Consider the following 25,500-nt stretch of genomic DNA (forward strand, 5'->3'; position numbering starts at 1 on the left):
GTATGCATTTGGTTTCGGCGTTCAACACCAAGCAGATCGGCCATGTCGACTGCCCAGGCGGCGGCCAGGTCTGGGTCGACGGCAACATCCTCTATATCGGCCACATGCGGCCGCCGAGCGGCACGACGCTGGTCGACATTTCCGACCCGCGCAATCCGCGCAAGATAACGACGATCGATGTCCCCCCCGGCTGGCACTCACACAAGGTGCGCGCCAAGGACGGGCTGATGATCATCAACCACGAGCGCTTCGGCAGCGAAGGCCCGGCCGACTTCGGCGGCGGACTGGCGCTTTACGACACCACCAAGCCAGCACAGCCCAAGCTCATCTCGAAATGGGTAACCGGCGGCAAGGGCGTCCACCGCTACGACTTCGACGGCCGTTACGCTTACATCTCGCCGACCGCCGACGGCTATGTCGGCAACATCGTGATGATCCTCGACCTGATCGATCCCACGAAGCCGGTCGAGGTCGGACGCTGGTGGATTCCCGGCCAGTGGACCGGCGGTGGCGAAGAATACCCCTGGCATGACTATGTCACGCCGCGTTGCCACCATCCGCTGCGCATGGGCGACCGACTCTATGTCAGCTACTGGCATCACGGCCTGTTCATCCTCGACATTTCGGACATCACGAAGCCGAAGCTGGTCTCGCACGTCAATTCAAGCCCGAGCTTTCCGCATCCCACGCACACATGCCTGCCCATCCCGCAGTTGCTCAAGGGTCGTAACATCATGGTGGTGGCGGACGAGGATGTCGCCAAACTCCGACCCTCGGCGCCGGCCTTTACCTGGATCTACGATATCACCGACGAGACGAACCCCTTGCCGATCTCGACCTTCCAGGTGCCGGGCCTCGACCCGGACGGCGCACCGCAACCGCCGATGACGGGATGCCATCAGCCTTCCGAACGGTTCAAGGGCACGGTCATTCCGTTTGCATGGTTCGCGCAGGGGCTGCGGCTCGTCGACATCGCCGACCCGTTCGCGCCAAAGGAGGTCGGCCATTTCATGCCCGACGCGCCGGAAGGTGCGGAGCGGTCCTCGTCCAACGACGTGACCATCGATGACCGGGGCATCGTCTATCTGATCGACCGCATCCGTGGCGTCGATATCATCGAAACCAGCGTTCTCTAGGAGCAGGCATTGAGCGACAGCACGCGAAAATCCGCCAGCCACTACGCCATCGGCAACAAGAATCCGAACCTGCCGTTTCATCCGGCGGTGCGTGCCGGCGATTTCATCTTCGTCTCCGGCCAGGTGCCGAAGGACGAGAACAACAACATGATCAGCGGCACGATCGAGGAAGAGACGCTGGCCACGCTGAAGACCATCGCGCGCGTCATCGCGCATGAAGGCGCGACGCTGTCGGATGTCGTGCGGATCACCACCTATCTCGAGGATACGCGCGATTTCGGCCGCTACAACAAGGCGTTCCTCGAAGGGATCGGCGACGCGGTGCTGGCGCGCACGACCGTCGAGGCAAAGGCGGTCATCAACACCAAGATCGAAATGGACGCCATCGTCTACAAGCCGCTGCCGGCGGGCAAGTAGGCCCTGGACACAATCGAGGAGACGACATGTACAAGCTCTTAGGCCGCCAGACATCAGGCAATGTTCAAAAGGTGCTCTTCATGCTCGAGGAGCTTGGCGCCGCGTACACGCGTGAGGACTACGGCCGCCAGTTCGAGAACACGCAGACGGCGGAATACAAGGCGCTCAACCCGACCTCGAAGGTCCCGACGCTGGTCGACGGCGACACCGTGATCTGGGAATCCAACACCATCCTGCGCTATCTCGCGGCATCCGGCGGCGAACACTTGAATGGCGCCACGCCGGCGGAAAAGACCGAAGTCGAGCGCTGGATGGATTTCCTGCTGGCTGCCGTCAATCCCGGCTATCTGGCTGCCTTCAAAGGCGCGAAGCTCACGCCCGAGGAACAGACCGCCGAATACAAGGAACAGGTGAAGGACCTTGTGGCGCAGCTCAAGATCATCGACAGCCACCTGGCCGGCAAGGATTTCCTGGCGATCGGCAAGCTGACCCTTGCCGACATCGCCTGCGCGCCGATCCTGAAGCGCTGCATCGACTTCAAGATAGACCGGCCGTCGATGCCCAATCTGGAGCGTTGGGTGGCCGCGATCGCCGCTCGGCCGGCCTTCAAGGCGGCAACCGCCGCGGCTCCGGCAAAGGCCGCATGATGATCAAGCGCGCCGCCCTCATCGGACTGGGTACGATGGGTCCGGGCATTGCCGCGCGGCTTTCGCGTGGCGGGCTCGATGTCACGGCGTATGATGTTTCGCCGGCGGCAGTCGAGCGTGCCCGGGGCATGCTCGATCTTGCCGGCGGCGTGCTCGACCGTCTCGACATCAAATCGCCAGGGACAGGCGCCGGCAGCGTGCGTTTCGTCGAGACGATCGCCGAGGCCGTCGATGGCGCCGAGCTGGTCATTGAGAACGTGCCGGAGACTATCGACATCAAGGCGCAGACCTATCGCGACATCGATCCGCTGATCGGCCCGTCGGTCATCGTCGCGTCCGACACGTCGGGCATCCCAATCACCAAACTGCAGGCGCATATCTCGCATCCCGAGCGGATGGTGGGCATGCACTGGTCGAACCCGCCGCACATCATTCCGATGATCGAGGTGATCGGCGGCGAAAAAGACCGCGCCTGAAACCGTGGCGACGATCCGAGACCTTATCCGCTCGATCGGCCTGCTGCCGGTGGTGGTGAAAAAGGATGTTCCGGGCTTCGTCGAGAACCGCGTGCTGTATGCGCTGCTGCGCGAGGCGGTCGATCTGGTCGAGCGCGGCGTCATCGAGCCGGAAGATCTCGACACCTGCGTATCCTGGGGCATCGGTTACAAGATCGCCGTCATCGGACCCATGGCGCTGCTCGATATGGCGGGGCTGGATATCTACAAGTCCGTCTCGTCCTTCCTGAATGCCGACCTCTCCAACCGCGACGATGTCGCGCCGATGGTGCTGGAGAAGACCGGCGCGTCGAAGTTCGGCATCAAGTCGGGCGAGGGGATGTTCTCCTACACACCCGAGCAGACAAAGGCGCTGCAAGGCGAACGGGCACGCAAGCTCGTCGCGGTGCGGCGCATCCTGGAAGGCCGAGAGTAGCCAATGTCACACAGCGCGCGGAGGGCCGGCCGGTTTGGTGAGTTCCGCCGTTCGGCCGTTTGTGCGAAAGCCGTCTTCGCAATCAGGACGGCACCGGCACGGCCGGGAACAGCGCGCGAGGCGACCAGCCATGCGCATTGAAACCATCCGGGCCGCCGGCGACAGACCATCCCACATCCGCCATGACGACCTCATCTCGACCAAGGGCGTTTCGGTGGTCATGGGCCGGCAACTGGTCCTCCAGAACATCGATCTTTCGGTGCCGAAGGGATCGTTCGTATCCCTCATAGGTCCTTCCGGTTGCGGGAAAAGCACTTTGCTGAAGGTGCTGGCCGGGCTGGTGCCGCCGAGCCAGGGCAGCGTTTCGATCGCCGGGCTCGCGCCGGCCGAGGCGACGCGTAAGCGGATGATCGGCCTCGTCTTTCAGGACGCCAACCTGCTGCCGTGGAAGAACGCCGTCGACAATGCCTCGATGCTGCTGGGCATCGCCGACAGGTCGCTGTCGCGCTCGCAGTTGCGGGCGCGCGGGCAGGAGATGCTGGAGCTGGTGGGGCTGGGCGATTCCGCCCACAAGCGCCCAAACGAACTGTCGGGCGGCATGCGGCAGCGCGTCGCCATCGCCCGAGCCCTGGCGCTCGACCCGGCGGTCCTGCTGATGGACGAGCCGTTCGGTGCGCTCGACGCCATCACCCGCGATTCCATGGGCCAATCGCTGCTGGAGATCTGGCAGCGCACCGGGAAGACGATCGTGCTCGTGACCCATTCCATCGACGAAGCCATTCACCTGTCGCGCCATGTTCATGTGCTGGGGATCAAGCCGGGGCGGATCACCGAGAGCCTCGATATCGCGCTGCCCTATCCGCGCGACCTGTCGGTCACCGAAGATCCGGAGTTCGTCAGGCTGGTGGTGCAACTGCGCACGATGCTGCGCTCCAGCCATCAGCCGGGAGGCGCGTCTTGAGCGAGCAACCCATCACCAATCTTTCCGAACCGCGGCTCGTCTCGGGCTGGAGTGCCGCGACGGGCAGCTGGCTTCCGGCAGTCATCCTCCTGCTGGTGACGATCGTGATGTGGGAAGCCGCGGTGCGGATCTTTGCCATATCCTCCTTCGTCGTTCCCGCCCCGACCGAGATCGCGCAATCGCTTGTCGCGCAATGGGGTACGCTGATGCAGGCGACGCTGGTGACGGCAGGCGAGATCCTGTTCGGCTTCCTGGTATCGGTCGTGGTCGGCATTGCCATCGCGCTGGTCATCGTGCGTTTCGATTGGCTGGGTCGAGCGCTCTATCCACTGGTGGTGCTGTTCCAGAATGTGCCCAAGGTGGCGCTCGCGCCGATCTTCATCCTGTGGTTCGGGTATGGGCTCGCGCCCAAGATCGGCCTGATCCTCGTCATTGCCTTTTTCCCGGTGACATTGTCGATGCTGGCCGGCATGCAGTCGGTCGACCGCTCGCTGCTGTCGCTGATGAATTCGGTCGGCGCCAGTCCGACGCAAATCCTGTTCAGGATCCGCGTTCCGCACTCGCTGCCAAACCTGATGGCCGGAACCAAGATCGCCGCGACCTTGAGTGTGATCGGCGCCATTGTCGGCGAATTCGCCGGCGCCTCGGACGGTCTCGGCTACGTCATCCAGTTCGCTTCGACCCAGCTCGATACGGCGCTGGTCTTTGCGGCGCTGCTGCTCGTTTCCGTGCTCGGCATCGCCTTCTACTACGCAGCCGAAATTCTCGAACGCATCGTGGTGCCGTGGGCGCCGAAATTCAGCCAGGCCTAGGCCCTCGAACAACCAACGCCACATAAGGGGAACAAAAAATGCTGAGACGCTCATTTATCAAGGCCGCTACCTTCGCGGCGTTTGTCGGAGCCATCGGCTTCTCCAGTGCGGCCCTGGCGGCCGACAAGGTCAACGTCCAGCTCGACTGGGTCGTGCGCGGCAATCACGCCATGTTCTTCGTCGGCAAGGAAAAAGGCTTCTTCGCCAAGAACGACATCGATGTGGCCGAGATCCGCAAGGGGTCGGGCTCGCCCGACGCAATGCGGCTGGTGGGCAACGGGAACGCGGATTTCGGATTCGGCGATCTTCCCACGCTTGCCGTCGCACGGTCGCAGAATGTTCCGGTCGTGGCGCTGGCGGCCGTCAACCAGCACTCGCCGCTGGCAGTCATTTCGCTGGCCAAGACGGTGAAGCTCGCAAAGCCGTCCGATCTCAAGGGGCTGACCATCGGCATTCACCCCGCCGGCTCCACCTACATTTTCTTCAAGGGCTTCCTAGCCGCCAACGGCCTGACCGAAAAGGATATGACGCTGAACAGCGTCTCGCCGCCCTATGAGAGCTACCTGCTGCTCGGTCGTGTCCAGACCGTGGTCGGCTATGTCGATGCCGAGGTTCCCGAACTGGAGGCCAAGGCCGGCGGTCCCGGTTCGCTCAGCATCATGATGGGCTCGGACTACGGCTGGAAGGCCTATGGCTCTGGCCTGTTCACCTCGCAGAAGATGATCAAGGACAAGCCCGAAATCGTGCAGCGCTTCGTCAAGGCCTACAAGCAAGCCTTCGACTATGTCGTTGCTCATCCCGAAGAGGCCGCCGAGATCACGGCCAAGGCCGCTCCGGGTTATGCGGACAAGAAGGACGTCTTGCTGGCGCAGATCAAGGCCGACATCGCATCGACGTTCACCAGCCCCGATACCAAGGAACACGGTCTCGGCTGGATGACGAAGACGCAGTGGGAGGAAACCTTGAAGACGCTCACGGATCAGGGCGTGCTCAAGGCAGCCCTGTCCGCGGACGATGTCTTCACCGACACATTCCTGGCGAAAGAATAGGGGCGCGCGGTGTTCGAGCGGACAGGTCGATGACCGCCTACCGGCAGACCAGGCTGTCCTGCGCCATGGTGCAGGAAACGGCACGCTCGCCTCTGGCGGCGTCGGCGCGATCCAGTGTGATCTGCACGCGGGTGGCATATGCGCGGCCCGACAGGCCGCACCAAAGCCGCTCGACGGGCAGGTTTTCGCGCTTGTCGTTGAGAAGCGTGAACGTGCCGGTCTTCGCATCGAACCAGAGTTCGACGCGGGCGCTCTTGCCCGGTTCGACCGTCGCGATCCCGGCTGAATACCAGTGGGCGAAGTCGGCGTTGCAGGACAGGCCTTCGCCGCCCGCATTCGAAATCGTCAACGGCATCATGTCGAGCCCGTCAGTGCCGGTGCGGACGGTGACATGGTGCAACTCAACCGCGTTGGCGAAGGACGAGAACGCCAGCATCACCGGAAGGACATAACGGATTTCCACTTTGCCTGAGCTCCATATGTAATTTTCTTGGGCAGTCTATCTCGCTTTCGCGCAATAACAATAAGAATATTGATTGGTAGATCAAACAGAGAGGGTAACATGTTAAAGCTTCTTAAGAGCAGTGTAAGTGCAGTTATATTGAGCGGCGTCTTGATGAGCGGCGCGCTTGCCGCCGAGATCAAGTCGATTGCTATCCTGACGCCTGAAGAAGGCACGGATTATGGCTGGAACCAGCAAGGCATCGACGCCGCCAAGGCGGCGGGCAAGGCCGCCGGTGTCGAGGTGGTCGTGGCCCAGGGCCTCGGCTATGGCGACGTTCGTCCGACATTGCGCGAACTTGCCTCCGACGGCGCCAGCCTGCTGATCGCCCACGCCAGCGGCTACAACACCTCGGCGCCCGAGATCGCCAAGGAATTGAAAGTTCCGGTGGCGATCGTCGACACGCCGAACGGCCTGGAGAAGGGCCTCGTCGCCGACTACACGCTGAGCGGCCACCAGGGCGCCTATCTCGCCGGCCGTCTCGCCGCCAAGATGTCGCGCTCCAAGTCGGTCGGCATCGTCGTCTCGGGCGAACCGCCATCGTGGAATTCGCAGTCGGCGGCGTTCGCGCAGGGCGTGAAGGCGGAGAACCCGGCCGTCAAGATCACCTATGCGGTGATCGGACCGGCCGCCTACAGCGATGCGGCCGGTGGCAAGCGCGTTACCGAAAGCGTGATTGCATCGGGCGCCGACATCATCTTCGGGCAGGGCAACGGTTCGAGCTTCGGCATGCTGCAGGCGGTCGAGACGACCAAGGCAGCCGATGGCGGCAAGGTCTATTTCATCGACGTCATCGGTGACAAGTCGCCGATCGACAAGGGCTTCCTGCTGTCGTCGGTGGTGTGGAACATCGAGCCGGTCTACGCGGCGATGATCGCCGACCTGAAGGCCGACACGTTCGGCACCAAACACTATACGATCGGCCTCAAGGACGACTCGGTCAAGCTTCTCAAAACCGCCGCGATCCCGGATAATGTCTGGGCAGAAATCCAGGCGCTACGCGAAGACGTCATTTCCGGCAAGATCGCGGTCGATCCGGTCTATGACGCGGCGGCCGTCAGGGCGCTGATGACAAGCGTCGCCCAGTAAGGCGACCAAGGTCGGCTGCCGGAGGGGTGATCCATCCACCCCTCCGGACGATTCCCATTTTCTGGTGCTGGGTTTTCATGAGCGGTTTTTCTTCATCGTCTGCTTCCGGGCGCGACATCGTCGCGCTCGAAGGCGTGACCAAACGGTTCCCCGGCATCGTCGCCAATGACAGCATCGACCTGGCGATCCGTCCGGGCGAGGTGCATGTGCTGCTTGGCGAGAACGGCGCCGGAAAATCGACGTTGATCGGCATGCTGTCGGGCCTGCAGCAGCCGGACGAGGGACGCATACTGGTCGACGGCAAACCGACCGCGATCACCTCGCCACGTCATGCGCTGGCACTCGGCATCGGGACCGTATTCCAGCACATGATGCTGGTGCCGACGCTGACGGTGGCGGAAAACCTCCTGCTTGGCGGGCCGTGGTGGCAGCGCCCCAGGACCGAGGAACTGGCGGCGCGCGTCGCCGAGATCACCAGCACGCTCGGCATCACCATCAAGCTGCATGCCAAGGTATCGGAGCTTTCGCTGGGCGAGCAGCAGCAGGTCGAGATCCTGCGCGCGATGGTGCGCAACAGCCGTCTGCTCATTCTTGACGAGTCCACCTCCATGCTCACGCCGAAGGGCATCGACGAACTGGGCGCGCTGATGCGTCGCCTCGTCGAGCAGGGCCTGGCGATCGTCTTCATCACCCACAAGCTGAAGGAGGCGGCGGCTTTCGGCGACCGCATCTCGGTGCTGAAGCTCGGCCGCAAGGTCGGCGAGATCCCGCCCGAGCGGTTTCGGGCACTGGGCGAGCAGGAGATCATCTCGGAGATCGTGGAGTTGATGTTCGGCAAGCAGAAGGATGATCCGGAAGCTGTCGAGCGTCCGGTCCGTACAGTCCACGCCGAAGCGGCTCCGCTGCTTCAGGTCGCGGATCTGGCGATCGCGCCGACGGACAATGCACCAGGCCTGTCGTCGATCTCCTTCGACATCCGCCCAGGCGAGATCCTGGGCATAGCCGGCATCGACGGCAACGGCCAGAAACAGCTGGCGGAAGCGCTGGCCGGCCAGCGCGCGACCACCGGCGGTTTGGTGCGGCTGGACGGCGCCGCCATCGAGACGCTGAGTGTCGGTGAACGCCGCCAGCGCGGCCTTCGCTACCTGACCGACGACCGGCTGGGCGAGGGCACTGTCGGCACCTTCCCGGTCTCGATCAACTTCTTCCTCAAGCAGGTCGGCGCGGCCCCGTTGTGGCGCAACGGCGTCGAGCAACGCGCGGAGATCGACAAGCGCGCCGCCCAGCTCGTGCGCGAATACGACGTGCGCACGCCAAGCCTGAAGACGCCGGTCGCCCGGCTGTCCGGCGGCAACATCCAGAAGGTGCTTCTGGCGCGCGAACTGGCAGAGGGCGCCAAGGTGGTGATCTTCAACAAGCCGACCTATGGGCTCGATCTCGCCAACACACTCGCGTCGCGCCAGCGTATCCGCGACACGGCGGCGCGTGGCCTTGCCGTGCTGCTCATTTCCACCGACCTCGAGGAATTGCTGAGCATGTGCGACCGCATCGCCGTCATCGCGAACGGAGCGCTGGTCGGTATCGTCGACAATGCCGACGACGCCCGCACCAAGGTCGGTCGCCTGATGATCGGACTTGCCGCATGAGCATCGACACCGCGCCCACAGTCAGTGCGACCGCACTCGATGCCACGAGCGGGGCGGCGACGCGCCGCGACATCCTGCATCGGTTGCTGATGACGCTCGGCCCGATCCTTGCCGCTCTCGTCATCGCCGGCTGCATCCTGCTTGCCGTCGGCGTCGACCCGCTCGCCTATTATGGCTACGTGCTGGAGAAAGGTCTGTTCTCGCCGCTCGGCATCCAGCAGACGCTGACGCGCATGGCGCCGCTGCTGTTTCTTGCCGCCGGCCTCATCGTGGCCTTTCGCGCCGGCATGTGGAACCTCGGCGGCGACGGCCAGTTCCTGCTCGGCGCGGTGACGGCGGCGGCCAGCGCCCCAGTGTTCGTTCAGATCATGCCGGCCTGGCTGGCGCTGTTCTGCTCGTTCCTCATTGCCATGATGGTGGCGATGACCTGGTCTCTGGTGCCGGCGCTGCTGCGTGCCTACCAGGGCGTCAACGAGATCATCACCACGCTGATGATGACGTTCCTCGGCACGTCGCTCGCCAATGTGCTGGTCAAGCTGGTGTTTCGCGATCCAGGCACGACCGTGCCGCAGACCCGGACGCTGCCGGTGGAAGACCGGCTGCCGCGCCTGTTCGAAACGACCATCACCAGCGGCCTGCTGCTTGGGTTGGCGGCAATCATTATCGTGCATCTGGTGATGACGCGCACTGCGTTCGGGCTGAAGCTGAGGATCGTCGGCGCCAACCCACGCGCGGCGGTTCACTCAGGGCTCGGCGTCCCCGGCCTGACCATCGCCGTCTTCGCCATTTCGGCCGGGCTGGCAGGCCTTGCCGGCGCCGTCGACATCATCGGCGTGCAGGGCAATGTCCGCGCCGACTGGAATCCCGCCTACGGACTTGCCGTGATTCCCGCCGTGTTTCTCGCCCGCATGAACGGCTTTGCGGCCATTGGCTTCGTGTTCCTGCTTTCGGTGCTGTCGATCGGTGGCGAGAGCGCGGCGCGGCGGCTTGGCGTGCCCAATCATTTCACCCTGGTGCTGGTCTCCATCGTGCTGATCGTGCTCGCTCTCGCCGAGTATGTCGATCACCGCTACAGCCAATCGAGAAAGGCCTGAGGCATGACCGGGCTGTTCAGCGAAGTCTTTCTCAGCGCGCTGCTGTTTGGCGCGGTCACCGCGGCAATCCCGCTGCTGCTTGCCGGACTTGGCGAGCAGATGTCGGAAAAGGCGGGCGTGCTCAACATTGGCATCGAAGGCATGATGCTTGCCGGCGCCTATCTCGGTTTTGTCGGCGCCTTCTATTCCGGGTCGCTGTGGCTGGGCTTTCTCACCGGTGCGGCCGGCGGCGTCGCGGTCGCGCTCATCATGGCGCTGCTTTGCGTGCGCATCGGGCTGAACCAGATCGTCATTGGTATCGCGTTGACGTTGGGGCTGGAAGGCCTGACGGCACTGCTCCACCATTTCCAGTTTTCGCGGAGCTATCCGCGCCTGCCGGCGGCTGAAGTGACGGTCATCCCGCTGCTATCGGACATTCCGGTGATAGGGCCAGCGCTCTTCAAGCAGCATCTCATCGTCTATCTGGCGGTCGCGCTGGTTTTCGGCATGGGGTATGTCTACCGGCGCACGCAGCTGGGCCTCAACCTGCAGGCCGCGGGCGACAAGCCGGCAGCGCTCGATGTGGCCGGCATCGACGTCGTGCGAACCCGCACCGTCGCCGTGTTGACGACCGGAGCGCTGGCCGGGCTTGGCGGCGCCTATCTGGCCAATGTCGGGGCCGGGCTGTTCATTCCTTTCATCACCAATGGGGCGGGCTTTCTCGGCATCGTGCTGGCCATGCTGGCGCGCGGTCGCCCGATATGGGTGCTGTTCGGCGCGTTGCTGTTCGGCGTCTGCCTGTCGTTGACGACGGCGATGCAGGTGGCCGGCATCAACATACCGACCGACATCATCCAGATGCTGCCGTTCCTGGCGGTGATGATCATGCTGGTGCTGTTTGGCCGGCGTGCCAGCCTGCCGGCGGCGCTTGGCATTCCATACGAGCGCGGCGCGCGCTGACGACAATTCATGCGCGGACGGGACCCGCGCCAAAACAGGAGGCAAGAATGTCGGATACCAAGGTCTATCTGCTCGACGGCGGCTCGCTCGTTCTCGACGGGTATCACGTGTTCTGGAACCGGGGCCCTGGCGGCGAAGTGCGCTTCCCCGTCTATTCGATCCTGATCGAGCACGCCGAGGGCCGGTTTCTCATCGACACCGGCTATGACTACGATCACGTGATGAAGGTGCTGCCCTTCGAAAAGCCGATCCAGCAAAAGCACCAGACCATCCCCGGCGCCCTGGCGCTGCTCGGCCTCGAACCGAAGGACATCGACGTCGTCGTCAATTCGCATTTCCACATCGACCATTGCGGCGGCAACAAGTATTTTCCGCATGCCAAGGAGATCTGCCACCGGAGCGAGGTGCCGCAGGCCTGCAATCCGCAGCCCTTCGAACATCTTGGCTATTCCGACCTGAGCTTCTCGGCTGAAGCGGCGGAGGCGCGTGGCGCGACCGCGCAGTTGCTGGAGGGCACCACGCGCGCCAACTCGACCTTCGAGGGCATCGACGGCGACGCCGACCTCGCCGAGGGCGTCAAGCTGATCTCGACGCCCGGCCACTCGATCGGCCATTACAGCCTGCTGGTGGAGTTCCCCAAACGCAAGCCGATCATGTTCACCATCGATGCCGCCTACACGCAGAAGAGCCTTGAAACGCTGTGCCGGGCATCCTTCCACATCGATCCGGTGGCGGGCGTCAATTCGATGCGCAGGGTGAAGAAGCTCGCCGAGGACCATGGCGCCGAGCTGATGTATTCGCACGACATGGACAACTTCAAGACCTACCGGACCGGCACGCAATTCTACGGCTGACCGTTACCAATGCGGAGACAAGACCATGCGCTATTCCGACCATGCCGAACCGGTCATCACACTCACCTCTGGGCCGGTGAACGCCTATCCTGATGTACTGCGCGGCCTCGGTCGCACGGTGCTCTACGACTACGACCCAGCGTTCCAGCTGTTCTACGAGAAGGTGATCGACAAGGCGCAGAAGGCGATGCGGCTGTCGAACAGGCCGGTCATTCTGCATGGTGAGCCGGTGCTTGGCCTGGAGGCCGCCGCCGCCTCCCTGATCGCGCCCGACGACGTCGTGCTCAACCTTGCCTCCGGCGTCTACGGCAAGGGGTTTGGCTATTGGGCGAAGCGCTATTCGCCACACCTGCTCGAGATCGAAGTGCCCTACAACGAGGCGATCGACCCGCTGGCGGTCGCGGCAATGCTGAAGGCGCATCCGGAAATCACCGTTGTTTCCGTCTGCCATCACGACACGCCGTCCGGCACCATCAATCCGATCGACGCCATCGGCGCGCTGGTTTCGGCGCATGGCGGTTATCTCATCGTCGATGCCGTCTCGTCGTTTGGCGGCATGAAGACGCATCCGGAGGATTGCAAGGCCGATATCTATGTCACCGGCCCGAACAAATGCCTGGGCGCGCCTCCCGGCCTCACGATGATGGGTGTCAGCGAGCGGGCCTGGGCCAAGATGAAGGCCAATCCCTTGGCGCCGCGCGCATCGATGCTGAGCATTGTCGACTGGGAAAATGCGTGGTCGAGGGACGAGCCGTTTCCATTCACGCCATCCGTCTCCGAGATGAGCGGGCTCGACGTCGCGCTCGACCTCTACCTTGGTGAGGGGCCGGAGGCGGTGTGGGCGCGCCACGCGCTCACCGCCAAGGCCATGCGTGCGGGCGTCGCCGCGATGGGCCTGTCGATCTGGGCCGCCAGCGAAGAGATCGCGTCGCCAACCACGACCGCCGTCCGCACGCCCGAAGGCGTCGACGAGAAGGCGCTTCGCCAGGCCGCGCGGGCCCGCTACGGCGTGGTGTTTTCGTCGGGGCGCGGCGAAACATTGGGCAAGCTGACGCGCATCGGCCATATGGGACCGACCGCCCAGCCGATCTACGCGATAGCGGCGCTGACAGCACTTGGCGGCGCCATGAAAGCGGCAGGGCAGAATCTCGCGATCGGCCAAGGCATTGATGCGGCGCTCGCCGTGATCGACGCCGACGCCTGAACAGACATCACCAGATCACGGATTGAGGGAGTATTTTCATGACTGAACGGCTCGCGGGAAAGACGGCCCTGGTTACGGGCGCCGCGCAGGGTATAGGCAAGGCGATCGCGGCGCGGCTTGCCGCCGACGGGGCAACCGTCATCGTCAGCGACATCAATGCCGAAGGCGCGAAGGCGGCCGCCGCAGCGATCGGCGGAAAGGCGAAGGCGATCGCCGCCGACATTTCCGATCCGGCATCCGTCAAGGCACTCTTTGCTGAAATCCTGGCCCTGACCGGGGGCATCGACATTCTGGTCAACAATGCCAGCATCGTGCCGTTCGTCGCCTGGGACGATGTCGATCTCGACCATTGGCGCAAGATCATCGACGTCAATCTGACAGGTACCTTCATTGTCAGCCGCGCCGGCACGGACCAGATGCGTGCGGCAGGCAAGGCGGGACGGGTGATCAGCATCGCCTCCAACACCTTCTTTGCCGGCACGCCGAACATGGCGGCCTATGTCGCGGCCAAGGGCGGCGTCATCGGCTTCACTAGGGCGCTCGCCACGGAGCTTGGCAAATACAACATCACCGCCAACGCGGTAACGCCCGGCCTGATCGAGAGCGACGGCGTCAAGGCGAGCCCACACAATGAAGCATTCGGCTTCGTCGAGATGCTTCAGGCGATGAAAGGCAAGGGCCAGCCGGAACATATCGCCGATGTGGTTTCGTTCCTGGCTTCCGACGATGCGCGCTGGATCACCGGCCAGACGCTCAATGTCGATGCCGGGATGGTGCGCCACTAGAGGGCATCGCGTTCCAATACCGCTGCACACTTTTGGGCGACTTGCATCGGGTCGCAACGGCGGACGGGCATGGCCAAATGCCTATCCGCAAGGCCTGACATGGACGGTCAATCAAGGGGAATATCATCGTGAATTTCGGGTTCGACACGTCGATGTTCGACGGGCTGACGATTGCCATGCTGGTCGCCGGCATGGCTGTGACCGGGGTGGCGTCCGGCGTGCTGGCCGGCCTGCTCGGGGTCGGCGGTGGCATCGTCATCGTCCCCGTGCTGTTCTGGGTGCTTACGTTGTTTCACTTTTCGCCGACGGTGATCAGTCACCTGGCGGTCGCGACGTCGCTTGCGGTCATTATCCCGACCTCGATCTCATCGATGCGGTCGCACAACAAGCGCGGCAATGTCGATCGGCCTCTGCTCGATCTGTGGGGGCCGGCTATTTTCATCAGTGCGCTCATCGGCGGCATCATGTCGAAATTCATCCCGGGCGCCGGCTTGCGGCTGGTTTTCGGCGTCGTCGGCCTGCTGGTGGCCGTCAACATGGCGCTGCCGAAGAACCTCGTGATCTCCGATCACTTGCCGCAAAGCGGCTGGATCAACCGTGCGGTTGCCTCCGTCATCGGCTTTGTTTCTTCGCTGATGGGAATTGGCGGCGGCACGCTCTCGGTGCCGACGCTTTCCAGCTTTTCCTTTCCGGTCCATCGGGCTGTCGGCACCTCGTCGGCGCTTGGCCTTCTTATCGCGCTTCCAGCGGTGGCCGGTTTCATCTGGTCGGGTCTCGCGGTTGCTGGCAGGCCTCCGCTCAGTCTCGGTTACGTCAGCCTGCCAGCGGTAGCCATCATAGCGCCCGTGAGCTTTTTGTTCGCACCCCTGGGCGCGAGGCTCGCCCACGCGCTCAACCCGCGCTACCTGAAACTTGCCTTTGCGTTCTTCCTGGCGATCACGGCCGGGCGGATGTTGCTTTCCTGAATCCTGGCCTTGGTTCGGAAGCGCAAGCTGGTCTCGATCGACGCACAACGGAGCCCGAGCGCGATGCCGTCCGGCTTGGAGGCGAGCACGGTTCCGACTCCGCCCTGAGTCTTTCCGTTCGAGACTCGGCTTCAGATCGAAGTGGCTGCCTGCCAGCCCGGCTTGCCATAGGCGTATCCATCGACGAGCGTGCTGGGCAGATCGAGGCACGAGAGGATGAAGCGGGCAGCCTTGGGATCCTCTCTCCCATCGGCAAGCGCTCTATAGGTCTTTGCCACCTCGACCATGTCGCATGTGTGCGGAGACAGGCGGATACGCCGGACGCTCCTGGAAGTGAGATCCGCCGGTGCCGGGCAGAAGGCCTGCACCTGGTTGGAGAGCGTCTGCACGCCATTGATCGCGAGAAACTGCTGGTCGTCGAGCGTGTCCACGGCAAGACCATCCGGGTCTCGTTCGCAGGTAAACTGACAGGAATCCTTGTGCAGGCCGTGGATGCGCGCGTGATAACATCGGCCGGAAAGCGCTAGCGGCAGCCGACCGAAGACGAAAATCTCGAATTCCGCCTCGGGACATGCGCCGGCCATGGCGCCGACCGCGGCGAGCGACAATTCCACGGGCGGGCATATCGTTGTGGCACCGCGCTGGATCAGGAACCGCGCGGAAGCCTCATTGTAGACGTTCAGGAACGGACCGGTCACGAAGGGCTTGCCGGAGCGTGAGGGCAGGGCGGTGACATCGTTGATCTCCACCAGCCGTTCGTCGGTGCAGAGGTCCGCGATGCTTCTGCGTTCTCGAACGGTTGCCGGCGCCGCCAGCGTGGACAGCACGACTTCCTTTCCCGCACGCTCGAGGCGTTCGATGATCTCGGGCCATGCCGGGTCGGAAAACGGCATCCGCTTGCCGCATATGACTTCGCCAACATGGACGCGGTCGATCGGAGCCTCGTCTGCTATCCGGCGGTAGAAATCCAGGAGGCGGTCGGGCGACCAATGGAAGAAGACCGGCCCAAGCGTCAACGCAATTGCGGACAAGGTGCTATCTCCACTTCTTGCTGTACGCTCCCGCCGTCTGCCGGGAACCTTCCGACTGGCCAGCAAGAATCCGATCGATCTCGATCGCGTCTCCACCTTGCTCGACGGCGTCAACGGCCTTCCGGAAGGCACGGACCACTTCCGTCACGTAACCTTTGCCACGCTGGCGTCCTTCAATCTTCAAGGCGGTTACGCCAGCGGCTTTCAGCCCGGCAATCATCCCGCCGGCGTTCAGGCTGACGGGATCCTCGAACAGATAGGAGGTCTTGCCGCCGGCCTTGAATTTGCCCTTGCACAAAGTGGGGTAGCCCACCGGCTCGCCTGGCTCGTAGCGGTCGATCGTGAACCCCGAAAGCCGCGCCGCCGTGCTGTTCTGCTCGTCGTCGTAGCTCACCATTTCGGGTGGCGAGCAGACGCCATTCAGATTTGGCGATCTTCCTGTCGCGTATGAAGAGAGATAGCATCGGCCTTCGATCATCACGCAAAGGCCGCCGAACACGAATGCTTCCGTTTCCACTTCGATCGCACGGTTGAGCGCCGCGATCTCCTGAACCGAAAGCACCCGCGGCAGGACGACGCGACGGATGCCGAAACTGGTCGCGTAGAATCCGATTGCCTCTGGCGTCGCGGCCGCGGCTTGCACAGAGAGATGAAGACGGACTTGCTTGTGGTTCTTCGCGACGTGATCGAGGACGGCGATATCCGCCGCGATGATCGCGTTTGCGCCGCATTCGGCCGCCGTATCCGCGGCCTTCTTCCACAGGTCGACATCATTGACCCGCGCGAAGGTGTTGATAGCGACCAGAACCTTGCTGCCGTGGTCATGCGCGAAGCGGACGCCCTCGGCCAGTTCTTCCCCGGAGAAGTTGAGTCCCGGGAAATTCCGGGCATTCGTTTCGTCGCGAAATCCGCAATAGACGGCGTCCGCGCCTGCCTGAACGGCTGCCCTCAACGTAGCGGGGGTTCCGGCCGGGCAGACAAGTTCCATGCGTCCGCTTGTCATGCCTCTGGTGCCTTGCGTCTGGAGTTGCGATCGGCCATTTGGCGCGCGACATCCAGCGCACCGAGAATTCCCGTATCGACAAGACGTGCCAGTGCGCCGCGCAAGCCGAGCAGATCCGCCGGGCGAAGCTCGGCATCCTCGATCGTGTTCCTCAGCGCGAGCACCGCCTCCGTGCGGCCGCTGATCGAGATGATCCGGCTGAAGAAAAGCGCGTCGCCATCAAGCGTGCCGTCGAGCAGGCTCAACAGTGTCAGAATAGGTCCCCTGATCTGGACGCTTGATGTCGCGGCCTCACTTTTCCCGACGACACGAACGATCGAGCGCTCCGCGTCCGGTACCACGGTAAATGCGAAGGCGAGGTCGATCGGGTCGATGAAATAGCAAGCTGTTCGATGTTCGCCGAGGCGATCGAACAATCGAGGCTGTCGCCCGGCCAAAGAGCGCAAGGACAGCGTGAGCAGCGGCCCGAGTGGCAGGCCGGCGAAGGCCGGGAAAAGATAGCGAACGACCGCCGGCAATCTCGGTTCCGTGTTTCCGGTCACCATTCAGTGCATCCTTCCGATATGGGGGGCGCTCAAGCGGATTTCGCGGCGGATTACGTGCTGCGTCCGTTCTCGAGCAGATCTGCAAAATTCTGGCTGTTCGGACAGAAATCCTGATAGTGGCTTTCGAAATCGAAGGCGGCCAGGTGATCATGACACTGGCGGCGATGCGGGCAGGTGATGCAGGTGCGTGCCATGAAACCGTGCGCTTGCAGCGATTGAAAACTGTCCGGATCGATGCCGGCTGAACGCATCGCCGAAGAAAGCAGGTCTTCCGAGGCGTATGGCAACCGCATGGCATCGTCGAATTCGCTTGGCGACAGACCGATGTCATTCAGAATGCCCGTGCACTCATCCATACCCATTGCCCAGAATTCCCTTGTCGCTGCCCTGCTCCGCCGGCGGTCCGCGAGAAGGGAAATTACGGACCGCCAAGCTTCGACAGTTTCACTGATGAGATTGCCGGCCATGTAAATCCCTCATTATTGCCCGGCGCCGCCAACGATGGTCTGCCCGCCTTCGCTGTCGGGGGGCGACCGCTTCCGTACGGCACCAAGTTCGAAAATTAGCGCGGACGGATCGATCGCTCTTTGCGCTAGCGCAAAGTTTCTCGTCAGCGCGCATGGCAGAATTGTCGGCCCGACGATCCGGTCGAGCCGGAATTCACGATGCATCACCGCTGCCTCCCGTCGTTTTCGGACCTCGGCTCATTCCTTTCGTACCTGGATGGGAATGGACAACTGCAGGAGGTCGGGGTGCCTGTTTCGACACGGCTCGAACTGACCGAGATCCACAGGCGGGTGATCGCCGCGAAAGGCCCGGCGCTGCGCCTGACCACGCCCATCGACGACCGCGGCGTCAGGTCGGCCTTTCCGGTCGTCGCGAATCTTTTCGGTACCCGGGAACGCGTCGCTTGGGGCCTTGGCACCGACCTTCCTGGGCTGGAAACCCTCGGCGCGCTTCTTGCGTGGATGAGATCGCCTCGGGCCCCACGGAACCTTCACCAGGCCCGACAGATGTTGCCGGTGGCGCGCGGGGCCTTCGCGGCGCGGCCGAAGATCGTTGCCCCGCCCCGAGAGTGGCGGGACGCCGATCCGGATTTTTCGTTTCTTCCCGTCCAGACCTGTTGGCCAGGAGACGCCGGCCCTCTCATAACCTGGCCCGTGGTTGTCACTCGCCCACCTGGTGAGGACGATCCGAGCACATACAATCTGGGCGTATATCGCATGCAGGTGCTTGCTCGTGATCGCGCCATCATACGATGGCTGCCCACGCGAGGTGGCGCCGCCCACCATCGCATGTGGCAGGCGCGAGGCCTCGAGATGCCGGTGGCGGTTGTCATCGGCGCGGACCCCGCCACGTTGATCGCGTCGGTGATGCCGGCGCCCGAAGGCGTGTCGGAGCTGGCACTGTCCGGGATGATCAACAATCGCCGAGTCGGATTGGCGCCCTGCAGGAGCATCATGCTTCACGCGCCGGCCAGTGCGGAAATCGTGCTTGAAGGTGTCGTCTCTCCAACAGAAACGGCGTTGGAGGGACCCTTCGGCGACCACACCGGATATTACAACGCGCCGGAACGATACCCCGTATTCAACCTCAAGCGCGTTCGCGCCCGTGACGGGGCAAATTACCTGACCACCTTCACCGGGCGCGCGCCCGACGAGCCCTCGGTCCTCGGCGAGGCGCTGCTCGATGTCTACAAGCCGCTCCTGCGCCAACAGATACCGGAAATCGTCGATGTGTGGCTTCCGCCGGAAGCCTGCTCCTACAGGATTGCCGTTATCTCGATCGCCAAGAAGTATGCCGGACAGGCCAGGCGCGTGATGATGGGGTTCTGGTCCCTGCTGCCGCAGTTCTCGATGACCAAGATGATCGTCGTGGTGGATGACGACATCGATATTCGATCATGGCCGGACGTGATGTGGGCGGTCGCCACCCGCATGGATCCCTCGCGCGATCTGATGCAGGTGGATCGGACCCCCATCGACCAGCTCGATTTCGCGTCACCGCTCGAGGGGCTTGGAGGCAAGATCGGGCTCGATGCGACGCGCAAGATTGGATCGGAGACCTCTCGCGAATGGGGAAAGGAGCTGACGATGTCAGCCGATATCGAGGAGCAGGTATCCCAACGATGGAACGAGTTTTTTTCGCAAACGACCGCTCGGAGGCAAGAATGACCAAACGGCTGATAATCGGTGTCACCGGTGCATCCGGCTCCGTGCTCGCGCTGGAGACCATTCGTCAACTGGTCAGGGCCGGGGTGGAGACGCATCTCGTCGTTTCCAAGGGCGCGCGATTGACCGTCGCCCATGAGCTCGGCGCCGACGGCCTTGCCCAACTGACGTCTGTCGCAAACATGGGCTAATCGCGGCGCGACTCACGATCTATTCCGTCGGGACGGCGGATGGTGAAGGCGGTTGCTCCTCGATAGAATCGGAAGCGGGCTCACGATTGGCGCCGGGCCCAAATATCGGACGGAGAGCAACCATGGAGCAGTATGTCGGCCTTGATGTTTCCTTGAAGGACACCGCAATTTCGATCCGCCAGGATGGTGAGCGGATTTGGCGTGGAAAATGTCCTTCTGACCCTCAGATACTGGCGCAAGTGATCCGCAAGCATGCACCGCACGCCAGCCGCGTCGTCTTCGAGACTGGGCCATTGGCAACTTGGTTCTATCACACGTTGGCGGCTAAAGGTCTGCCTGCGATCTGCATCGAAGCGCGCCATGCGCAGAAGGTGCTGAGCGAAACGCTCAACAAGACCGATGCCAATGACGCGGATGGGTTAGCCCGGCTTGCCGAAGCGGGCTTCTTCAAAGCGGTCCGAGTCAAGTCGTACGACACGATGTTGATCCGCACGCTGGTGGCGGCACGCAATCAATTCATCCTCATCTCGACGCAACTTGGCAACCAGATACGCGGAACAATGAAGACGTTTGGGCTCATCGTTCCGCGGGGCAAAGGAGGCGCGTTCGAAAACAATGTCCGGAACCTTCTGGACGGCGAAGAAGGTCTGGCTCGGATCATGCTGCCGCTGCTCGAAGCCTGGCGCGACGTTCGCAAGCGCGCGGCCGATCTCGATCGTCAGCTACTTGCGACGGTGCGCAAAAGTCAGCGGGCTCAGTTGCTGATGACCGTCCCCGGCATTGGTGCGGTGACGGCTATTTCCTATGTCGCAGCGATTGAGGACCCCGACAATTTCCGCAAGTCACGCGCGGTGGGCGCTTGGCTGGGCCTGACCACACGGCGTTACCAGTCCGGTGAGGTCGACTATGACGGCCACATCTCACGACGAGGTGACAAACGCCTGCGCAGCTTGCTCTATGAAGCAGCGCTGGTGATCCTCACCCGAACCGGCGCCAAGAACGAGAGCAGCCTCAAGACCTGGGGACTCCAGCTACGTGAGCGCCTGGGCTTCAAGCGCGCAGCGATCGCGGTGGCGCGTAAACTGTCAGTCATCATGCACGCGATGCTTAAGTCAGGAGAAGCTTTCAACCGATCGGCTGGGGCCAGCGCCTAGCCTAGGCAACCCAGCTCTACACTCTCAGCGCGTCGTCATTCTAGCGCGCCGAGGCGTCCCTGCCGGGACGTGGGTCAGACCATTCCGTTCTCGTGATTGCAGCTCTCCGGAGACTGCGGCGCAAACACAGGAAGGCCTCGCCTGCGAAGACCCATAATGCGACGGCCAAATGCCGATCGCGGAGACAACCCTGCTCCCGGCACTCGCCTATGACTCGCGCGAAAGCGGCCACTGCGGGCATGCCCATTCTTCGTTCCAACCTGCGGCGGTGCAATCCATCGCCCGACTAGAAATGGAGTTGACCAGATGAGAGCGATTAGACAACCACGCATATTCCTATCAGGACCTGGCCGCACCCATTGCCAGCGGCTCTTTCAGAACGGATGGCATGATTGTCGTTCCCTGTTCGATGCGTACCTTGGCGGCGATGGCGCATGGGTTGGGCGACAACCTTCTTACAAGGGCCGCCGATGTCGTGCTGAAGGAAAAGCGCCGGCTGGTCATCGTGCCGCGCGAGGCGCCGCTCCACGAAGGGCACCTTGACGCTATGCTCAGGCTGGCCCGGATGGGGGCGATCATCGCGCCGCCAGTGCCGCCATTCTATGTCAAGCTTGCCTCGGTCGAGGAAATGGTGGTCGAGATGGCTGCCCGGCTGGTTGGCTGGGCGGGCGTGGACCCTGGCAACAAGCTGACACGGTGGGGTGAAGATAACGTCAGCGTCGGATAAGCTCTATGGATGCGCACTTTGGGGCCTCCTCATGCGAGCCTATTTCAGGAATTGACGAAAGCGGCGAAGCGAAAAGGCAAATAATCCAGTGCCAATGGCCAGCAACGCCGCAAGCTGCGGCCAGACGACGTCCAGGCCAGCGCCGCGGAACAGGACGGCCTGGGCCAGTATGACAAAGTGCGTGTTCGGCGCGGCGAACATGATGGCCTGGATGATCTGGGGCATGCTCTCACGCGGCGTGACGCCGCCGGACAGCAACTGAAGCGGCAGAAGCACCATCATCAGCAGCAACCCGAATTGCGGCATCGAGCCCGCGATGGTCGCAAGGAAGATCCCCAGACAGGTCATGGCGAATATGTCCAGGGCCGCTCCGGTCATGAACAGCAGCGCGGATCCGTTCGTGGGCACGGAGAGCAGGCCCTGCACGACTAAGACCAGCGACAGGCCGGAAGCCACCAGCACGACGAGACCCATCGACCAGACCTTGCTCATCATGATTTCGAACGGCTTTACCGGCATGACCAGCAAATGCTCGATCGTTCCATGCTCGCGCTCGCGGATGAGTGCCGCGCCGGTCAGGATGATGGAGAGCATGGTGATCGAGGAAATCACGTCGGTGATGGCGCCAAACCATCCCTTGTTGAGTTCGGGATTGAAACGCGCGCGCAAGTCAAGATTGACAGGCAGCACGGTCTCGGCGCGATAGCGATCCAGAAATTCACTCACTTCCCCCGATACGATCGACTGGACATATCCCCCGCCGGTGAAGGCCTGCGACATGCGGGTCGCGTCGATATTGAGCTGGATCGTGGGCGATCTGCCGGCCAGGAGATCGCGCTGGAAGTTCGGAGGGATATCGAGCGCGAATGTGTCCATGCCGGAATCCATGCGCCTGTCCATTTCGGGCTGGGAGATGAGCCGGGGCGCCGTGAAGAAGGGAGGGTAGAACGCGGTTACGATGCGCGAGGACAGCGGCGACTGATCTTCGTCGACGATCGCGATCGGCGCGCGATTGAGGGTTTCCGGCATCGCCTTGGACGCTGTGTAGATCGCCAAGGTGAAGGCATAGGCGATCAGCACGAGCAGCATCGGATCCCGCGCAAGGCCGCGCAGTTCCTTGATGCCGAGCTGGAAGATGTTGGCGAAACGCATTTCAGCGGGCCTGTTTCCTGAGAAGTGCCGCTCCGAGGCCGAGCAACACGGGGATGGCGATGAGGAGTGGCAAAAACGCGCTGGAAAGGTCGTCAAAGCCGAGTGCCTTCGAGAAGGCGCCACGCGAGATGATGACAAAATAGGTCATCGGATAGATCTGGCCAATGAAGGCACCCACGCCCTGGAGCGACGAGACCGGATCGATCATGCCCGAATATTGCGAGGCCGGGATCATCGTGATCAGCGCGGTTCCGAAGATCGCCGCGATCTGGCTGCTCATGAAGGTCGAGAGCAGCAGCCCCATTCCCGTCGTGACGATGACATAGAGAAACGCGGCGGCGGCGAAGGTTGCAAAACTGCCGGTGAACGGCACGCCAAAGATGAAGACGGCAAAGGCTGTCAGTAGCAGGAAGTTCAGCATCGCGAGCACGACATAGGGAATCTGCTTGCCGAGCAGGAACTCGAACCGCGTGACCGGCGTGACGTAGAAATTGATGATCGAGCCGAGTTCCTTTTCGCGCACGACGCTCAGCACGGCCAGCATGGACGGTATCAACAGGAGAAGCATCGGGATCACTGCCGGAACAATAGCATCGAGGCTCCGGACATCGGGGTTGTAGCGGTAGCGGATCGCCAGCTGAAAATCGCTGACCGTGGCCGCGTCGCCATAGATTTCGCGTGCCTTCTGGGCAAGCCAGCCTGCGTGCATGCCCTGCACGTAACCGCGCACGGTCTCGGCACGCATAGGCATGGCGCCGTCGATCCACGCGCCGATGGCAACGTTGCGGCCGCGCGCCAGGTCGCGACCAAAGCCGGGCGGAATCTCGATCGCCAGGCTGAGCTCGCCGTCTCCCATGCGTCGGTCAAGATCGGCGTAGTCCGAGATAGGCGCCTTTTCGGTGAAATATCGCGAGCCGGCGATTTGCTGCACGTAGTCGCGGCTGATTGCCGTATCGTCGTGATCGAGGACGGCGAAGGTCATATTCTCCACGTCCATGTTGATGCCGTACCCCACGACGAGCATCAGGATGAGCGTGCCGACGATGGCGAGCGTGGCGCGGATCGGATCGTGCACGAGTTCGAGCGCCTCGCGCCGCGTATAGGCGAACATACGGCGGGGATCGAAGACGCGATTGCCACGCTTTTCCCGCGAATGCCTAGTCCACCCTTGCGGCGCGCCGGTGGCGTGTGCCGGTTCAGTCCCGGTATCTGGCGGTGCGGTCTCCGTCGCGGCGGCCCCCGAGCGGCAGGGCATCGGGAAGCGCGTCCACATGGCCGGCGAGATCGAAGCGCTGCGCCATCTCCGCGATCCTTTGCGGGATGGCGTCTGGAGCCAGGCCGAAGAGCCGGGCATGAAGCTCGAGGTTCTGACGGACCGTCAGCTCGGAATAGAGCGAGAATCCCTGCGACATGTAGCCGACGCGCCGCCGAACTTCGATGTCGTTCGGGTCTATCTCGCGTCCGAAGAGCCGGGCCTTGCCTTCGCTGGCCTGAAGCAGACCGGTCAGCATCTTCATGGTGGTCGTCTTGCCGCAGCCATTCGAGCCCAGGAAGCCGAAGATCTCGCCACGCTCGATACGGAAACTCACGTCGTCGACGGCGGTGAAATCGCCGAACCGCATGGTGAGATGTTCCGCCTCGATGGCAGTTTCGCCATCGGTGCCCGCGGATCGGGGCGGGATCACCACCTGCTGATGGCCGTCCCGCCTTTCCCGCGGAAGGAGTGCGATAAAGGCCTCGTCGAGGTCAGGCGCGCCAGTCCGCTCAAGCAGCTCCGACGGCGATCCAGAGGCCAGCACGCGGCCCCCGTCCATTGCGACCAGCCAGTCGAATCGGGCGGCTTCCTCCATGTAGGCGGTTGCAACAATGACGCTCATTCCAATGCGACCGCGGCGGATCTGGTCAATCAGCTCCCAGAACTGGCGACGCGACAAAGGATCGACACCGGTCGTTGGCTCGTCCAGGATGAGGAGGTCGGGATCATGGATAAGGGCGCAGCAGAGGCCGAGCTTCTGCTTCATGCCACCGGAAAGCTTGCCTGCCTGCCGGGCAGCGAAGGGCGCCAGCCCCGTGCTCTCCAGAAGCTCGCCGATGCGGCGCTCCCGCTCATCCCGATCGTGCCCGAACAAGCGGCCGAAGAAGTCGATGTTGTCGAAGACGGACAGCGTCGGATAGAGGTTCTTGCCGAGGCCTTGCGGCATATAAGCAATCCTCGGGTACGTGGTCTGTCGATGGCGGACGTCGGCCATGTTGCCGCCAAGCACCGCGATGCTCCCTTGCTGTATTGCCCGCGCTCCCGCGATCAAGGAAAGCAGGCTGGACTTGCCGACGCCGTCGGGCCCGATCAGGCCAACCATGCAGCCGGCAGGTATGTCCAATGTGATGCCGTCGAGCGCCCGGGTCCTGCCATAGGAATGGCCAACTCCCTCCAGCCGTGCGACCGGCTGTGAAGGAGGACTTGCGGTGGCGCCCGGCCACGCGCTCATTGAGCGAGCT

26 protein-coding genes and 1 pseudogene are annotated in these 25,500 nt (G+C 62.9%); 20 read left to right on the plus strand and 7 right to left on the minus strand.

Annotated features, from left to right (window positions below):
- The first annotated feature begins 2 nt into the window (after nucleotides 1–2).
- The 8 genes from AC56QQ_RS09415 to AC56QQ_RS09450 all read left to right on the plus strand — a co-directional run bounded on the left by AC56QQ_RS09415 (nucleotide 3) and on the right by AC56QQ_RS09450 (nucleotide 5,952).
- Nucleotides 3–1,136, plus strand: coding sequence for an LVIVD repeat-containing protein (locus AC56QQ_RS09415; protein WP_497100997.1), 1,134 nt, complete (start codon nucleotides 3–5; stop codon nucleotides 1,134–1,136).
- A gap of 9 nt (nucleotides 1,137–1,145) precedes the next feature.
- Nucleotides 1,146–1,553 (plus strand): RidA family protein, encoded by a 408-nt coding sequence (locus tag AC56QQ_RS09420; RefSeq protein ID WP_056582478.1) that lies wholly within the window; start codon nucleotides 1,146–1,148, stop codon nucleotides 1,551–1,553.
- 26 nt (nucleotides 1,554–1,579) lie between these two features.
- A complete protein-coding gene (locus AC56QQ_RS09425) occupies nucleotides 1,580–2,200 on the plus strand; it encodes a glutathione S-transferase family protein (RefSeq protein WP_497126621.1) in 621 nt (206 codons plus the stop codon).
- On the plus strand, nucleotides 2,197–2,676 hold the full coding sequence (locus AC56QQ_RS09430; protein WP_497126623.1) for a 3-hydroxyacyl-CoA dehydrogenase NAD-binding domain-containing protein: 480 nt from the start codon (nucleotides 2,197–2,199) through the stop codon (nucleotides 2,674–2,676). The genes AC56QQ_RS09425 and AC56QQ_RS09430 overlap by 4 nt, the downstream gene beginning before the upstream one ends.
- Before the next feature lie 4 nt (nucleotides 2,677–2,680).
- The gene (locus tag AC56QQ_RS09435) at nucleotides 2,681–3,130 is read left to right on the plus strand and encodes a 3-hydroxyacyl-CoA dehydrogenase family protein (protein ID WP_497126625.1); all 450 of its coding nucleotides are present in this window, start codon (nucleotides 2,681–2,683) and stop codon (nucleotides 3,128–3,130) included.
- A 130-nt stretch (nucleotides 3,131–3,260) separates the two neighbouring features.
- A complete protein-coding gene (locus AC56QQ_RS09440; RefSeq protein WP_489863004.1) occupies nucleotides 3,261–4,091 on the plus strand; it encodes an ABC transporter ATP-binding protein in 831 nt (276 codons plus the stop codon).
- Complete coding sequence (locus tag AC56QQ_RS09445; protein WP_489863003.1) at nucleotides 4,088–4,903, plus strand: ABC transporter permease; 816 nt, start codon at nucleotides 4,088–4,090, stop codon at nucleotides 4,901–4,903. The genes AC56QQ_RS09440 and AC56QQ_RS09445 overlap by 4 nt, the downstream gene beginning before the upstream one ends.
- 38 nt (nucleotides 4,904–4,941) lie before the next feature.
- The gene (locus AC56QQ_RS09450; protein ID WP_497126627.1) at nucleotides 4,942–5,952 is read left to right on the plus strand and encodes an ABC transporter substrate-binding protein; all 1,011 of its coding nucleotides are present in this window, start codon (nucleotides 4,942–4,944) and stop codon (nucleotides 5,950–5,952) included.
- A gap of 37 nt (nucleotides 5,953–5,989) precedes the next feature.
- On the opposite strand, the gene AC56QQ_RS09455 is transcribed toward AC56QQ_RS09450, so the two are convergent.
- Nucleotides 5,990–6,415: a hypothetical protein gene (locus tag AC56QQ_RS09455; RefSeq protein ID WP_497126629.1), complete on the minus strand. Its 426-nt coding sequence runs from the start codon at nucleotides 6,413–6,415 to the stop codon at nucleotides 5,990–5,992.
- 153 nt (nucleotides 6,416–6,568) lie between these two features.
- Between AC56QQ_RS09455 and AC56QQ_RS09460 the strand changes: the two genes are divergently transcribed.
- The 8 genes from AC56QQ_RS09460 to AC56QQ_RS09495 all read left to right on the plus strand — a co-directional run bounded on the left by AC56QQ_RS09460 (nucleotide 6,569) and on the right by AC56QQ_RS09495 (nucleotide 15,030).
- Complete coding sequence (locus AC56QQ_RS09460) at nucleotides 6,569–7,543, plus strand: putative B6 ABC transporter substrate-binding protein (protein WP_244529561.1); 975 nt, start codon at nucleotides 6,569–6,571, stop codon at nucleotides 7,541–7,543.
- A 77-nt stretch (nucleotides 7,544–7,620) separates the two neighbouring features.
- The gene (locus tag AC56QQ_RS09465) at nucleotides 7,621–9,189 is read left to right on the plus strand and encodes a putative B6 ABC transporter ATP-binding protein (RefSeq protein ID WP_497126631.1); all 1,569 of its coding nucleotides are present in this window, start codon (nucleotides 7,621–7,623) and stop codon (nucleotides 9,187–9,189) included.
- On the plus strand, nucleotides 9,186–10,283 hold the full coding sequence (locus tag AC56QQ_RS09470; protein WP_497126633.1) for a putative B6 ABC transporter permease subunit 2: 1,098 nt from the start codon (nucleotides 9,186–9,188) through the stop codon (nucleotides 10,281–10,283). Before AC56QQ_RS09465 ends, AC56QQ_RS09470 begins: the two co-directional genes overlap by 4 nt.
- Before the next feature lie 3 nt (nucleotides 10,284–10,286).
- The gene (locus AC56QQ_RS09475; protein WP_489862998.1) at nucleotides 10,287–11,222 is read left to right on the plus strand and encodes a putative B6 ABC transporter permease subunit 1; all 936 of its coding nucleotides are present in this window, start codon (nucleotides 10,287–10,289) and stop codon (nucleotides 11,220–11,222) included.
- A gap of 47 nt (nucleotides 11,223–11,269) precedes the next feature.
- Nucleotides 11,270–12,076 carry a 4-pyridoxolactonase gene (gene pldA / locus AC56QQ_RS09480; protein ID WP_497126635.1) on the plus strand — a complete coding sequence of 269 codons (807 nt, stop codon included), beginning with the start codon at nucleotides 11,270–11,272 and terminating at the stop codon, nucleotides 12,074–12,076.
- A 25-nt stretch (nucleotides 12,077–12,101) separates the two neighbouring features.
- Nucleotides 12,102–13,280: a pyridoxamine--pyruvate transaminase gene (gene ppaT, locus AC56QQ_RS09485; protein WP_489862997.1), complete on the plus strand. Its 1,179-nt coding sequence runs from the start codon at nucleotides 12,102–12,104 to the stop codon at nucleotides 13,278–13,280.
- Nucleotides 13,281–13,318: 38 nt separating this feature from the next.
- Complete coding sequence (gene pldH, locus AC56QQ_RS09490) at nucleotides 13,319–14,065, plus strand: pyridoxal 4-dehydrogenase, SDR-type (RefSeq protein ID WP_091577674.1); 747 nt, start codon at nucleotides 13,319–13,321, stop codon at nucleotides 14,063–14,065.
- 128 nt (nucleotides 14,066–14,193) lie between these two features.
- Nucleotides 14,194–15,030 carry a sulfite exporter TauE/SafE family protein gene (locus tag AC56QQ_RS09495; protein WP_497126637.1) on the plus strand — a complete coding sequence of 279 codons (837 nt, stop codon included), beginning with the start codon at nucleotides 14,194–14,196 and terminating at the stop codon, nucleotides 15,028–15,030.
- A gap of 131 nt (nucleotides 15,031–15,161) precedes the next feature.
- On the opposite strand, the gene ubiV is transcribed toward AC56QQ_RS09495, so the two are convergent.
- The 4 genes from ubiV to AC56QQ_RS09515 are packed head-to-tail and all read right to left on the minus strand — an operon-like array spanning nucleotide 15,162 to nucleotide 18,076.
- The gene (ubiV, locus tag AC56QQ_RS09500) at nucleotides 15,162–16,061 is read right to left on the minus strand and encodes a ubiquinone anaerobic biosynthesis protein UbiV (RefSeq protein WP_497126639.1); all 900 of its coding nucleotides are present in this window, start codon (nucleotides 16,059–16,061) and stop codon (nucleotides 15,162–15,164) included.
- A 4-nt stretch (nucleotides 16,062–16,065) separates the two neighbouring features.
- Nucleotides 16,066–17,049 carry a ubiquinone anaerobic biosynthesis protein UbiU gene (gene ubiU, locus AC56QQ_RS09505; protein WP_497128916.1) on the minus strand — a complete coding sequence of 328 codons (984 nt, stop codon included), beginning with the start codon at nucleotides 17,047–17,049 and terminating at the stop codon, nucleotides 16,066–16,068.
- A gap of 11 nt (nucleotides 17,050–17,060) precedes the next feature.
- Nucleotides 17,061–17,609: a ubiquinone anaerobic biosynthesis accessory factor UbiT gene (gene ubiT, locus AC56QQ_RS09510; protein ID WP_489862992.1), complete on the minus strand. Its 549-nt coding sequence runs from the start codon at nucleotides 17,607–17,609 to the stop codon at nucleotides 17,061–17,063.
- 50 nt (nucleotides 17,610–17,659) lie between these two features.
- Nucleotides 17,660–18,076, minus strand: coding sequence for a hypothetical protein (locus AC56QQ_RS09515; RefSeq protein WP_489862991.1), 417 nt, complete (start codon nucleotides 18,074–18,076; stop codon nucleotides 17,660–17,662).
- A 285-nt stretch (nucleotides 18,077–18,361) separates the two neighbouring features.
- On the opposite strand from AC56QQ_RS09515, the gene AC56QQ_RS09520 reads away from it, so the two are divergent.
- From AC56QQ_RS09520 to AC56QQ_RS09535, 4 genes are all read left to right on the plus strand, one after another.
- Nucleotides 18,362–19,783: a UbiD family decarboxylase gene (locus tag AC56QQ_RS09520; protein WP_497126641.1), complete on the plus strand. Its 1,422-nt coding sequence runs from the start codon at nucleotides 18,362–18,364 to the stop codon at nucleotides 19,781–19,783.
- The gene (locus tag AC56QQ_RS09525; RefSeq protein ID WP_497126643.1) at nucleotides 19,780–19,971 is read left to right on the plus strand and encodes a hypothetical protein; all 192 of its coding nucleotides are present in this window, start codon (nucleotides 19,780–19,782) and stop codon (nucleotides 19,969–19,971) included. The genes AC56QQ_RS09520 and AC56QQ_RS09525 overlap by 4 nt, the downstream gene beginning before the upstream one ends.
- Nucleotides 19,972–20,093: 122 nt before the next feature.
- A complete protein-coding gene (locus AC56QQ_RS09530) occupies nucleotides 20,094–21,125 on the plus strand; it encodes an IS110 family RNA-guided transposase (protein ID WP_497123285.1) in 1,032 nt (343 codons plus the stop codon).
- 358 nt (nucleotides 21,126–21,483) lie between these two features.
- Nucleotides 21,484–21,852 (plus strand): UbiX family flavin prenyltransferase, encoded by a 369-nt coding sequence (locus tag AC56QQ_RS09535; protein WP_497128918.1) that lies wholly within the window; start codon nucleotides 21,484–21,486, stop codon nucleotides 21,850–21,852.
- Nucleotides 21,853–21,891: 39 nt separating this feature from the next.
- On the opposite strand, the gene AC56QQ_RS09540 is transcribed toward AC56QQ_RS09535, so the two are convergent.
- Both AC56QQ_RS09540 and AC56QQ_RS09545 read right to left on the minus strand, forming a co-directional pair.
- Entirely contained in the window at nucleotides 21,892–23,004 is a 1,113-nt protein-coding gene (locus AC56QQ_RS09540; protein WP_489862988.1) for an ABC transporter permease, read from the minus strand.
- Between the two features lies 1 nt (nucleotide 23,005).
- A pseudogene (locus AC56QQ_RS09545) lies at nucleotides 23,006–25,490 on the minus strand (ATP-binding cassette domain-containing protein).
- Nucleotides 25,491–25,500: the final 10 nt, after the last annotated feature.

The organism is Mesorhizobium sp. RCAM 05099 (assembly GCF_059683685.1).

Coding starts and splice junctions, on each gene's coding strand:
- AC56QQ_RS09415 (WP_497100997.1), top strand. CDS start 3: ATGCATTTGGTTTCGGCGTTCAACACCAAGCAGATCGGCCATGTCGAC.
- AC56QQ_RS09425 (WP_497126621.1), top strand. CDS start 1,580: ATGTACAAGCTCTTAGGCCGCCAGACATCAGGCAATGTTCAAAAGGTG.
- AC56QQ_RS09430 (WP_497126623.1), top strand. CDS start 2,197: ATGATGATCAAGCGCGCCGCCCTCATCGGACTGGGTACGATGGGTCCG.
- AC56QQ_RS09440 (WP_489863004.1), top strand. CDS start 3,261: ATGCGCATTGAAACCATCCGGGCCGCCGGCGACAGACCATCCCACATC.
- AC56QQ_RS09450 (WP_497126627.1), top strand. CDS start 4,942: ATGCTGAGACGCTCATTTATCAAGGCCGCTACCTTCGCGGCGTTTGTC.
- AC56QQ_RS09460 (WP_244529561.1), top strand. CDS start 6,569: ATGAGCGGCGCGCTTGCCGCCGAGATCAAGTCGATTGCTATCCTGACG.
- AC56QQ_RS09465 (WP_497126631.1), top strand. CDS start 7,621: ATGAGCGGTTTTTCTTCATCGTCTGCTTCCGGGCGCGACATCGTCGCG.
- AC56QQ_RS09470 (WP_497126633.1), top strand. CDS start 9,186: ATGAGCATCGACACCGCGCCCACAGTCAGTGCGACCGCACTCGATGCC.
- AC56QQ_RS09475 (WP_489862998.1), top strand. CDS start 10,287: ATGACCGGGCTGTTCAGCGAAGTCTTTCTCAGCGCGCTGCTGTTTGGC.
- pldA (WP_497126635.1), top strand. CDS start 11,270: ATGTCGGATACCAAGGTCTATCTGCTCGACGGCGGCTCGCTCGTTCTC.
- ppaT (WP_489862997.1), top strand. CDS start 12,102: ATGCGCTATTCCGACCATGCCGAACCGGTCATCACACTCACCTCTGGG.
- pldH (WP_091577674.1), top strand. CDS start 13,319: ATGACTGAACGGCTCGCGGGAAAGACGGCCCTGGTTACGGGCGCCGCG.
- ubiU (WP_497128916.1), bottom strand. CDS start 17,049: ATGGAACTTGTCTGCCCGGCCGGAACCCCCGCTACGTTGAGGGCAGCC.
- ubiT (WP_489862992.1), bottom strand. CDS start 17,609: ATGGTGACCGGAAACACGGAACCGAGATTGCCGGCGGTCGTTCGCTAT.
- AC56QQ_RS09515 (WP_489862991.1), bottom strand. CDS start 18,076: ATGGCCGGCAATCTCATCAGTGAAACTGTCGAAGCTTGGCGGTCCGTA.
- AC56QQ_RS09525 (WP_497126643.1), top strand. CDS start 19,780: ATGACCAAACGGCTGATAATCGGTGTCACCGGTGCATCCGGCTCCGTG.
- AC56QQ_RS09530 (WP_497123285.1), top strand. CDS start 20,094: ATGGAGCAGTATGTCGGCCTTGATGTTTCCTTGAAGGACACCGCAATT.
- AC56QQ_RS09540 (WP_489862988.1), bottom strand. CDS start 23,004: ATGCGTTTCGCCAACATCTTCCAGCTCGGCATCAAGGAACTGCGCGGC.